Origin of the sequence: uncultured Algibacter sp., from assembly GCF_947495675.1 — a bacterium.
GTDB lineage: Bacteria > Bacteroidota > Bacteroidia > Flavobacteriales > Flavobacteriaceae > Algibacter_B.
Window position 1 is genome coordinate 1 of the sequence record NZ_CANLZX010000032.1, and the last position, 12,021, is coordinate 12,021.

Genomic DNA, 12,021 nt, shown 5'->3' on the forward strand with positions numbered 1-12,021 from the left:
TATGGCAAATGATTTTGTAAAAGAAATAAAAGCTGTTTCACCAAAAGGACCTTATCATATTATGGGATATTGTTTTAGTACACCTGTGGCATTAGAAATCTCTAGAATTTTAAAAAAAGAGAATCAATCCGTTAATTTAATTATCGCAGATACTATAGCTATAAATGAAAATCGAACTGCTCCAGATAAAACAAATAGAAGGATTAAAGGTTTTTTAGATCGATTAAAAAAAAATCCATTCAACGCTATTTATAGATATATCGATTATCGTTATAAAATGTATATCAAACCTTTCATGATAAGAAATTTCAGTAATAAAATTAACAAAAATGTCCAAATTTTACGAGACAATTTAGCCAAGAATTATTTAAAATATGATTGGATACCATTTGATTTATATATTTCACTTCTAATAACTAAAAAAACAGACCCAACATATAATCCTGAGATTATAGAATCATGGAATTCAATGACTGAGAAAAAAGAGGTGAAAATATTTAATATTAAAGGAACTCATTGGCAATTATTTTTGGAACCTACTGTAAAAAATACAGCAATAGGCTTAGAAAAGAGCATGGAGCTTTTTGAAGACAAGAAAAAAAATTCCAATGGAACGTATTAAATTAAGAGACCGAAACGTTCATTTGTGGGTGCTCAATTTGAATAATTCTAATAAAAAAATCACTTTTCTTAATAACTATTTGTCAGAAAATGAAACCCTCAAAGCCTCAAAATTCAAATTTAATAAAGACAAAAACTGTTCAATAATTACTAGAGGTGCATTACGATTATTATCAGGCAAATATTTAAACTTAAACCCCAAAAACATCAAATTTAAATATGGAAAATATGGAAAACCTGATTTTGATTTTGAAACAAATCTAAAGTTCAACGTCTCTCATTCTGGAAACATGGCAGTAATTGGCTTTGTATTGAATGATGACATTGGTATTGATGTTGAGAAAATAAAAACAGATTTTGATGTTTTCGACATTGTTTCAAACTACTTTTCAAGTTTAGAAATTGAGTCCCTAAAAGAATTACCTGCTATAGAACAGGTAAAAGGATTTTATAGATGCTGGACACGAAAAGAATCATTTATAAAAGCTAAAGCTAAGGGACTTTCTTTTCCATTAGATTCCTTTTCTGTTAGTTTAGATTCAGATGAAAAAGTAGAACTCTTAGAAACCAAATGGGATAAAAATGAAAAGGACTTATGGAAGTTGTTTCCCTTTTCTCCGGAAGAAGGCTATTTAGGTGCAGTATCTGTTAAAGGTAAAGTTGAAGAGGTACGCTATTTCAGTTTCAACGAATTTATTAAATAAACTTAATTATTTACGTACCGCACTCTGTGTACAAGGACAATTACTAATACCTTGTAAAAAGTTTAACCCAATAGTGACAACGTGTGTTCCTGAGTTGTATGCTGCAAGTTCATTAGTAGTAACTTGATAAGCATAACCAAAGTAAAAAATTGATTTTTGAAAACCGACCATAGGACCAACATTTAAAGGTTTTAAAAATTGATCGTTTAAGAATCTATATGAAATTCCAGCCCAAAAATAATCGTAGTTTCTATTATACTTTCTAAACTTAAAATTCACATCTGTACTTGATCGTTTATCGCTACTAAACATTTGGTAATAGATTGAGGGTTCAAATTCTAAGCCACTCTTTTTAGGCCCCTTAAAGGTATAACCAGAATATATTTGATAATTTAAAAGTAAGTTTGGTTCAGAAACCCTTATGGTTTTATCTAATTTTTTATCTAAAATATTATTAGCATTAAAACTGAAAAACGCTCCTTTATACCTCAGCAAAGAACCAACATCAAAATTATTATTTGATGTTCTTCTGTCATCTGTAACAAATGGATCTATTATTGGATTTTCGTAAGTTGTGTTGAAATTATCAATATCAATTCTAAAATTATTGATGTTATAAGAAATACCAAAAGATAAATACAATTTGGAATAATAATCTAACACTAAATGATGAGCAAATGACAACTTCCCCCCTGTTTGAATGGTGTTACCATTTCTATCATTATAAAAGGATAGTCCTACACCTGTACGATCTGCAATTCTAACATCAGCGTAAATTGATTGGTTATCTGGTGCATTTTTTATACCCACCCATTGCGTAAGTCCGTTGGCTCTAATTTTTAAATTATCACCTATTCCTGCATAAGTAGATGATACAACAAAATCGTTATCAGCTAAATATTGAGTAAAAACAGGTAAGTTTAACTCTTGACTATAGCTTTTAACTATAAACATGAGAAATAAACTTATATATAATTTTCTTAATTGCATAATTCTTTAATTAAGGATCTATATTATCTGTATAATGTAAAATGCCCAACAAATTCTCGTTTGTCTCTTGGTTCATTTAATTTTACAACATACCAATAATCTCCAGATGGCAATTCTACACCTCTGTATTTACCATCCCACTTATCTCCTATTTTTAAGGTGGCTATTTTTCGTCCATATCTATCAAAAATATCGAAGGTTAAATTTCTATATTGAGTTGAACATCCTGGCCCCCATTCGTCTAAATTCCCATCTCCGTTAGGTGTGAAATAATTTGGAATACACACATCAACATATTCAAAATATCTTGTTGCAGATACCTCGCAACCATTGGTATCTATAACTGTTACTGTATAATCACCAGATTCAAAAATTAAAAACGTATTTTCATTTCCATTTGATTGTCCATTAAGTCTAAACTCATAAGGTGAAGCTCCTCCAGAAGCTACGGCTACAATTTCATTTAATTCACCATCTTCTAAAATTAAAGCCAAAGGTTGAAAGGTTTCAATTTCAAAAGGAATATTATTGTCTGTGATTTGTACACAACCATTTGGATGTCGTACTTCAATACTATGAAAACCTGGAGATACATTTTCAAATATTCCTGTTCCAATTGCAAAGGGTGCGCCGTCTAAAGAATATTCTAAAATAGAAGTATCTGTTATACTAGAATCTACAGTTACTGTTACGCTGTTAGTAACTGTATTTGAATTATTTGATGTATCGTTAATACATTCGTAATCAATATTTGTTAACGGATTTAAAATAACTGGTTCTTGAAGTGGAATTGAAAATGGACTATCACCAACACAACTTCCGCTATCTAAAACATACACCATTTTTTCTCCACCTTCTAAATTTGAAAAAGTATAAGATGTTGTTCCTAGTGGTAATGGTATATAAGTTATATCATCTAAACTTACACTATATGGTGGTTCGCCTCCTAATATCTCTATTGTAAACTCACCTGTTGAATCGCCATCGCAAGGTGCTTCACTAATAATTGAATAAGTAAACCCTAAAGCTGCTGGCTGATTAATATCAAAATTATAAGTTACATAACAACCTAATTCATCTTGAACAACAATATCATAATTACCAGGAGCAAGATTTTCAACAGTTTCAACATCAAAGAATTGATCTAGCTGAGGTGAAATCGCATATTTTATAATTCCAGATCCTCCTGAAGCGGTTATTTCTAGCATTCCATCATTTTCACCATTACAAGTAACATCAATAGGATTGAAAGAGACATCTAAAGGAGATGCTGCATTAGTAATTGAAGCTGTTGCAGATGTATCAATACAATCTCCACTTTCTACATATACTTGATAGTTACCAACTGGTAAATTTGTAAAAACACCTGGAGAGTCTTCCGTTACTGGCGTAATAGGATTTCCAACAGAATCTTGTAACGTATAAACATAACTACCAAGACCTCCTTCTGCAGAAGCGATAATAACGCCTGTATCATCTCCAGCACAATTTATAACAGCATTTGTAGTATCTAAACTTATTGTTAATGTTGGTAATGGATCGTTAGATATTTCATTAGATACTGTTGAAGTACAACCATTAATATCTCTAACATAATATGAGTAAGTTCCTGTTGCAACCGGAAAAGTTATTGATGTTGCAAACGTTCCTATAACTGTTGAAAAAGATGCTGAATCACTATATTCATAAGTTCCAGTTCCTCCTGTAGCACTTAATGTTAATGTTGATTGTGTAGTACAGGTTTGTGATGTTGCTTTAATTAATCTCGCTTCAACTTCTGTAGGTTGAGAGATTATAACATCGGTAGAAGTAAATTCACAGTTATAACCATCTGTAACAACTACATTGTAAGTTCCTGCTCCTAACCCATTAAAAATTGGAGATGTTTGCGGTCCTGAAGAACTCACAGTTGGAGCGGTCATATTTAGTGAATATGTATAATTAATGGTTTCGCCTCCAGTTACGCCACTTACTGTTATAGATGCATTAGTATCTCCATAACACGATAACATACTTGGTGTAGCTATAATTGTAGCGTCTATTGGTGTTGGTAAATTAAGTATTATAGCTTCTGAAGCTATACATTCGCCGGCATCTCGAACATTTACATTATATGTCCCTGCAGATAAATTAGTAAATGTTCCGTTTGAAGAATAAGCTACTGTTGCAGATCCTGTTAATTCGTATTCATAAGCTCCCCAACCTCCTGTTGCAGTTGCTGTGATTGTTCCTTTATCGTCATCACACGTTACATTAGATGTTTCTAAAGCTATTAAGTCTAGAGCTTCTGATGGAGACGGAATAATAACATTATTTGTTGCCGAACAAAATGGACTAGCTGTTTCTGTTATTACAACAGAATATGTCCCTGCTAATAGTCCTGAAACCAATTCTGGATTTGTACTTGTATTGGCATTAACTACCCCAAAAACCGAAACTAATGAGTTATCAAAAACTTCATATGTATACGGTCCTGTATAGCCACTAACATTAAGCTCAAAAGTGCCATCGTTATCTCCAAAACAGGTTACTGCTGTTGGTATTGTTGTAAACATTGGTGATATTGCTTCTTGAAGTACTACCGTAACATCTTTAGAACATGTTGTTACTGTATCTGTAATTGTAATTGTATAAGTTCCTGATGGTACTCCAGAAAACACATTTCCTGATACAGTAATGGATGCTGGATTTGGACTTATTGAATATGTATAAGTACCCGATCCACCAGAACTTGTTATTGTAATTTCTCCATCATCATTATTACAAGTTGGCATTGCTGTTATTGCTGGTATAATTTCTATTGGAGCTACAATATTTACCGAAACTAAATTTCCACAACCGTTAGCATCTTGTATGGCAACAGTATGTGTTCCAGACGATAAATTAGAAATTGTAAAAGGTGCTGAATTAGCCTGAAAAGCACCACCATCAATACTAAAACTGTATGGTGCAATACCTGCAGTTATTAACGTTACATCTATTTCAAAATTACCCTCAGTTACAGTACATTGATTATTTACTGTTGCATTAATTATAGGTTCTGATTCTAATGGCAAAACAATTACAGGTGTAGATTGAATACAACCATATGCATCTTTTACATGTACAAAATAACTATTTGCATCTGCACTAAATGAACTTATAGAAGCCCATAATGGATCTGTTGCTAATGGAGGAGTTGCCGATGTTGTTAGTTGATAAACATAAGGTGGTGTACCATTTGATGCAATGGCACTAATAATTCCTGAATTTGGGTTACAATTTGCATCTTTATCTACTCTGGCTATAACATCTAATGCTACAGCCGATTCTCTAATTTCAAAAATTGCTGAAGCCGATTCGCATCCATTAAAAGAACCGGTTCCGTTTTCTGTAAAAAGTATATAGTATTGACCTGGAGATAACGTTCCTGGTGTTGGAGTTGTTACTGTTTCTGGTGTTCCAAAAGTAACTGCTACATTTGTTGGTCCATCAATTAAAACGTTTGTAAATGCTGTAAATATTTCATAATCTACTGAAGTTGTAGTACTATCAAAATTATCAATAGTAAAGGTTGCACTACCATTATCTTCACCTTGACATATCACATTATTTGGAACTACTGAAGATGTTAATGTTGATGCTGGGGCAATAGCAGTATCTGCTGATTTTACATAATAACAATCTGTTACTAAATCGTGTACCACAAATGTATACACAACTCCGGGTATTAAATTTGTAAATGTTCTTTGGTTTGGTAATCCGGTATCTGCTGGAAAATATACTGAAGTATATGGAGCTGAATTGAATTCTAAAATACCAAATTCATAACTTCCACTACCTACTGCAGAAATGGCTTCAACTACAGCTGTCCCCCCTGTTGTGCAATTAGGCACCACCGTTGTTACATCAATTAATAAATCTGATGGTGGCGATGCCATAGTTTCTTGTCTTGATAAACTACAACCATTTGCATCAACTACATTAACTGTATATGTTCCAAAATTGATAATATTAAACGTATGATCTTCATTTGATGTCGCTGAATAAGGATTCCCTGGAATAACATCTCCAAAATTATTTGTAATAAAATAAGTAAATGGAGCCGTTCCTCCTGTAACATTTTGTATTGTAATTGAACCTAAACTTGAGCCTCCTGGATTATTACATGTAATATCTACTTTTGTTAAAGTAAAATCTATTGGGTTTGGCTCTAAAATAGTTATGGTATCTGTATCTACACATGAATTTGCATCTGTTAACGTAATTGTATAATCACCTGCTGGCAAACCTGATGTTTGTGTATCATAATCCGTACCTGTTGTATCATTATTTACATTAATTATAAAAGGTGCAGTACCTACTGTATTATTAATAGTTATATCTATTGCAGCATTACTATCTCCATTACATAAAACGGGCTGGGTTTGTACTACAGAAATAATTTCTGGTAACGAAATAGTATTAATTGTTTGAACTGCAGATTCTACAATACAACCATTAGCGTCTGTTATTTGAAATTGATAGGTTCCGTCAGTTGTAGCTATATGTGTAAATAATGTTCCTACAACAGCAAATGAGCCACTATAAGCTCCTCCGTTAAATGATACAGCATATGTGTATGGCGCAGTTCCATTTAAAATTGTTCCAGTAATAATACCATCAGGTGATGCTGTACAATCTAAATCTTTAGTTATAACTGTACTAACAGTAACTGGTGGTAAAGGCGCTATGGTATAAGTTTTACTATAAAAACAACCATTTGCATCGCTAACTTGAAATGTATATGTATCTGGACTTAGTCCTGCAAAAATATTTGAAGTTTGATATGGTGTTGCGGAACCTGTAGGTGCAATAATTTGATATTCTAAAGGTAGTGTTCCTCCTGTTACTCCTGTTATAGTAACATCTGATGTCAAAGCAGGACAACTTATAGGCGAACTACTAAAATCCATATCTGTTGGCGGATTAAGTGCTTCAATAGTTATAGCTGATGCTATAAATGCACAGCCACTTGAGTCACTAATAGTAACATTATAAATACCTTCTGTTAAACCTGTAAATGTTGTACCAGTTTGAAAGTTTACACCATCTAAACTATAAGAATAAGGAGCTGTTCCTCCTGATACTCCTGATACGGTAATAATTCCTCCTGAAACACAACTATATGGTGTTGTTAAAGTAGCATTACCCATTACAGTAGCAAGTGTTGAAATTGTTATAGTTTGAGGAGTCGTTACACATACTTCTGGCCCAATACTATATTGAACTACAGCCTCATAAGTCCCATCTGCTAATCCAGAAAAAACATTAGAATTAAAAAACGTTACTCCATTATCTATACTATATTCTAAAGTATTTCCATTAGGATTAATTACGTTAAAAGTTATTGTACCAACATTGCCTGTATCAGAACAAGCAATATCAGTAGCATCTACTGTAAAATCAGGGGCAAGAATAGCTTCAACAGTAATTGAAGTTTCTGCAGTACAATTATTAGAATCAACTACTCTTATATTAAACACACCAGCACTTGTTACTGGTATAGTTGGAATGGTTTGAAAATCTGTTGCACCATTTATAAAATAGAAATACGGCGCTGTGCCTCCAGTAGGATACACAGTAATTTCTCCATCTGTACATGTTAATGGTGTTGTTAAAGCTGATGTAGCTTCCAATAAAGCTGGTTCAATAATCTCAATATCTTCAGAATAAATACAACCATCTTCTGTTGAAACATCAATAGTATATGTTCCTGGGTTTAAATTTGAAAAAGTGTAATCATTTGGAGTAATTGGTCCTACATTATTTATTAAAGTTCCGCCTTCTGAAATTGAAAAATAATATTGCGGACGCACATCGTTTGCTGCTATTGAAACACTTCCTAAATCGCCATTACAAAGTGGTTGCTCAATAATTGTTGAAACAGTAAAATCTGTTTGTCTTATTTGAACATCTGGTACACTAAAAATACAAGGATTTGGATCAACTCCTATTTGTTTAATATAAACCGAATAAATACCGGGTGTAGAAATTGAAAATACATTACTAGTTTGATAGTTTACTGCATCAATACTAAACTCGTAACCACTAGGAATACTTCCAACAACAATTTCACCAGGTGTAGTACAATAAATATCTCTTGATGTTACTGTTGGAACTAATAAATTTGTATATACATTAAAATAGAATTGATTGAAACATCCACCATCATAATTTAATGTTAATCTATATTGACCTGCTGTATCTGCTAAAAAATTAGGACCTGTTTCAACTTGATTCCATGAACATGCAGAATCTTCATTTGCACAATTTGCATTAATAACTTCTGAACAACTACTTTCATCTAATTGTTCCCATATGATTGAGGTTGTATCTGTAATATTTGTTTCAATAAGTCTAGGTCCATTTCCTCCGCATAAAAATAAATTTGGTAATTCTTTACCATCATTAGGACAAATAACTACTTCATCTGCAAAAGGTATTACGGGATTAGTAACTCCAGCTCCAAATGTAATTACTTCAAAAACTTGTTCTGTAGATTGACAAGGTGCCACAGCAGTATTGCTTACATAATAAGTACCTGTTTCTGTGACTGTTATAGATTGTGATGTTCCAATTACAGGTGTTCCTGTTGGGCTTGTAGACCATGAATAAGAATCATAACCACTTCCGGATGTTAATACAGTACTTGCTCCACAAAGAATAACTTCTTCTTCAAAAACACAATCAATATCTGCTAAAAAATTTGTTGCTCCCGGCGTTAACAAACAGCCTGTATTGGTACTAAAACTTGGATCATCTGAAATTGTAAACGTGGGATTTAATGTTCCATTATAAGTTGAATATGCCTGATTACTTATAATATTAGAACATGCATCAGTTAATAAACTACAAGTAGAAACTACCGTAACTTTAAAACGAATTTCTTGTACAGGGTCACCTTCTTTTACAACAGAATTATCAACACTAAAAATAAGTTCTCTTGTTGTTGAATCATAACTCAATACAGAAACTCCGGTAGGTAAAACACCAATATCTGCTGGATAATTAAAAACAATATTAGTTGGAAGAATATCTCTAATTATAAGATTAGTAGCATTATCATTACCAGTATTTTGAAAACCTAAAACATAATTTAATTCATCACCTAGATTAACTAGCATGCCACCAATATCATTACCTGCTGCATCTTCTACAATTTTGGTAAGTACTATGTTGGGTTCAATTATATCAACTGCTAATGAGAAAAAATATGGAAAATATGTATCCCCGCTCGTTTCTAAACTAACTGTTGCCGAAGTAGCACCATTAGCAATTACTGCATTTGCAGGATTGGGTACAACAATTACACCAGTATCAAAACCTAGTGTATTGGTACTATTAGGATTTCTATTAGTTACAGGTAAAGCACTTAATTGTGTTACCGAGCTATTAAAAAAGTTTGTTGCAGGGCGATCTGCAGTCGATAAATTTAAACCATTAAGTAATAATTGATCACCTAAAATCGGGCTATCACCTTCTAAAGTAGCAAATGCAAAATTTGCTCTAACAGGTGCTGGTGCTGGTATTGTTCTAAATCCAGAAACAGGAATATCTAATGAAGGATTTTCAGATAAACTAATTGAGCTAAACCCATCGAAACTAGTAATTGATTTACCAGGCAATGTTGGGTCTTCATAAACGATGTAAAGCGACCAACCTGCAGAGTGCCCTGTATTATTACCAATATCTCCTGTACGCCCCTGAGCACTTGAAACATTGGCTACAGTATAAGTTCCTAAATCTGTTGCTAAACCCGTAACAATATCTGTGACATCTGCAAAACATGCATATGGGTAACTATCGCCACCATCGACTGTAGATCCATTAGCATCAAAAATAATTGTACCAACAATATCATTATATCCTCCCGAAGGACCTTTAAATTTTACATTTGTAAATGGCTCAGAACCTTCTGTAACAGCACCCCAATATAATCCTGCATGTATAATTCTATAACATCCGGGATTTGGAATAGTTAAATCTGCACTTGATGAATTAAATGTAGTGGCATCACCATCAATATCAATATAAACCATGTTTACAGTATGATTGTAAACACTACCATCATTAAAAGCATTGTTATCTGGCCCCAAAATATTATTTCCAATTAATTGGATATCACCTTTTAAATCCTGATTAAATCTAGGTGTAAAAGGAACAAAATTTTGTGCAAACAATTGCGTACTCAATAAGAGTAACAATAAAACTAGTGCTTTACTTACATAAGTAGTTTTATTCATGGTTAATTATATTTATTACTTCTTGTTAATTGGGACTAAAAAATAAGAAGTATCACTCGTAACTCAACAGATTTAAATAGATTAATTCTTACAAAAAAATCCTTTTATCTGAAATTAACGCTATTAAGCGGCATAAATATCGTGAATATATTTGTAACTATAAAGAGAGTATAAATATTTTTAAACAGTTTATCGAATTATAACAACTTTTATCGATGAATTGTAAAATTATTATATGTTTATTCGTACAAAATTAATTGTTAGCAGAAACAGTATGTAATGTAAATTAAGAGTAGTTAATTGAAATAAGAAGAATATTTAGACTGATAATTTAAAGTTATTTGAAGTAAAATAAATTTGGGTCTTAAAAATTTATGATAAATAAATACTTTAATTTACAATTTTCACCATAGACATTTTACTATTAAATGGTTTATTTCCTTTGTTAGTGTCTAATACATTTTTAGCTTGTCCAATGTTATCAAATTTCTCATAATATATATAATACTTACTTGTATTTACATCAAAGAAGAAATTAATGTCTTTTTGTCCAGCAGCCACTACTTTCTTTAAAAACTCATCTCTTTTACTTACATCGCTATGAACGGCAAGCACTAAATAGTAACCCTCTTCTGTATTATTCACATCTTTTACAATTTGAATATTACTTAGTGGCTCTCCATAGTCAAAATCATCCTTTGTAAAAGGTATTGCACTTGGCTCTGTAAATTTCTTTATACGCTCTAAAGCTGCTCTATCTTTATTATATCTATCGTCTTCATTATCATAAGCAGCACGCTTAATTCTTCTGTTTCTTTCAAAAACTGTTGCAATTTTAATATCATTTAAAGAAGTTATTAAATTCTGATTAATATTTTTAGCTTGTAACTGTTCAGATTTTAATAATTCTATAGTTTTAGCATATTCTTTATTTAAAGAATCATTTTTATTTTTTTTGAGTCTTTCTTTATATAATTTTTCAATCTCAGCTATTTTTGCATCACCAAATTTAATAGAATTATCTATTTCTAATTTTAAACTTTCAATTTCAGCATTTTCAGCCGACACACTCTTAAATGCTTTTGGAGCACTTACAATACCTTTCTCACTTAAATCATTTTCTTCTTTTAAATCATCTAAATCCTGTTGCTTACTTACAACTTTTTCATTCAATTTTTTGAATAACAATTTTTGAGCATTATTTGATGCATTTGTAGATTTTTTAAAGCTAATTAATACATCATCTAAAACTATTTCGCTGACTGTTAATTCTTTTTCAGCTTTTAATTTATTGTCTTCTGATAATGATAATTTTGCTTGGGCTGCTTCTTCTGCCTTTACTCTTGCTAATTCTTCGTTTCTTGCTTCTTCTGCTGCCGCTGCCACTATTCTTGCTTCTTCTGCTAGTTTTGCTTGAGCTGCTTCTTCAGCCTTTACTCTTG

The 12,021-nt window shown here is 32.0% G+C and carries 5 protein-coding genes; 2 read left to right on the forward strand and 3 right to left on the reverse strand.

All coding sequences use genetic code 11. From position 1 onward, the window contains the following. Nucleotides 1-622, forward strand: a 622-nt coding sequence (locus tag Q0842_RS15755; RefSeq protein ID WP_298500406.1) for a hypothetical protein, incomplete at its 5' end; no start/stop codon positions are given. Then, complete coding sequence (locus Q0842_RS15760) at nt 609-1,325, forward strand: 4'-phosphopantetheinyl transferase superfamily protein (protein WP_298500408.1); 717 nt, start codon at nt 609-611, stop codon at nt 1,323-1,325. The genes Q0842_RS15755 and Q0842_RS15760, both read left to right, overlap by 14 nt. A gap of 6 nt (nt 1,326-1,331) precedes the next feature. Here Q0842_RS15760 and Q0842_RS15765 read toward each other — a convergent pair whose 3' ends face one another. From Q0842_RS15765 to Q0842_RS15775, 3 genes are all read right to left on the reverse strand, one after another. Beyond that, entirely contained in the window at nt 1,332-2,279 is a 948-nt protein-coding gene (locus Q0842_RS15765) for a type IX secretion system membrane protein PorP/SprF (protein WP_298500410.1), read from the reverse strand. A gap of 59 nt (nt 2,280-2,338) precedes the next feature. Further along, nucleotides 2,339-10,579 (reverse strand): T9SS type B sorting domain-containing protein, encoded by an 8,241-nt coding sequence (locus tag Q0842_RS15770; protein WP_298500412.1) that lies wholly within the window; start codon nt 10,577-10,579, stop codon nt 2,339-2,341. 390 nt (nt 10,580-10,969) lie between these two features. Further along, on the reverse strand, nt 10,970-12,021 hold a 1,052-nt coding region (locus tag Q0842_RS15775; RefSeq protein ID WP_298500414.1), incomplete at its 5' end, for a sprD domain protein.

What these genes read in the sequence shown, in the direction of transcription:
- Q0842_RS15760 (WP_298500408.1), top strand. Translation starts at nt 609, where the DNA reads ATGGAACGTATTAAATTAAGAGACCGAAACGTTCATTTGTGGGTGCTC.
- Q0842_RS15765 (WP_298500410.1), bottom strand. Translation starts at nt 2,279, where the DNA reads ATGTTTATAGTTAAAAGCTATAGTCAAGAGTTAAACTTACCTGTTTTT.
- Q0842_RS15770 (WP_298500412.1), bottom strand. Translation starts at nt 10,579, where the DNA reads ATGAATAAAACTACTTATGTAAGTAAAGCACTAGTTTTATTGTTACTC.